Source organism: Vibrio sp. 1288 (assembly GCF_033344475.1).
In genome coordinates, this window is sequence record NZ_JAWPOX010000748.1 from 1 (window position 1) to 614 (window position 614).

Below are 614 nucleotides of genomic sequence, written 5' to 3' on the forward strand. Positions count from 1 at the left end.
GAATCTACTAGTAGATTACTTTAAGCGAGTCTTAAACTCGGCTACCGCTTCATCCATATCGTGTGCTTGAGCCGACACTGAGTTCACTTCATGCAAACATTCTTGCGCGGAGTGCATGTTGTTTTCAGAGATAACGTTCAGCTCAGTGATTGAGTCGCTAACTTGGTTCATCACAATGCCTTGCTCTTCAATCGCAGAAGCAATGCGCTCTGAGTTGCCTTGAATCGCGTGCATGTCCGTGATGATTTGCTGGAGGCTTGCGTCTAATTGTTCAGATGCACTCAGGGTTTGCTGACCTTGTTCGTTACATTGATCAATATCGGAAACCACCATCGACATCTGCGCTTGGATGTCCATCACCACTCGCGTGATCTCTTCCGTGGATTGATGTGTACGGCTCGCAAGAGCGCGAACTTCATCTGCAACCACGGCAAATCCACGTCCTTGCTCACCCGCACGAGCCGCTTCGATAGCCGCGTTAAGTGCAAGTAAGTTCGTTTGTTCAGCAATGTCTTGAATGATGTTCACCGCACCGCCAATTTTATCGACGTGTTGGTTCAATGAGACGATAGACTGTTGGCTGTTCGGTAGGATACCCGTCAGCTGACCAACAT

At 48.5% G+C, this 614-nt stretch carries 1 protein-coding gene; it reads right to left on the bottom strand.

Annotated features, from left to right (window positions below; all coding sequences use genetic code 11):
* Positions 1-15 precede the first annotated feature (15 nt).
* A partial coding sequence (locus tag R8O11_RS29140) for a methyl-accepting chemotaxis protein (protein ID WP_318195112.1) occupies positions 16-614 on the bottom strand: 599 nt, incomplete at its 5' end.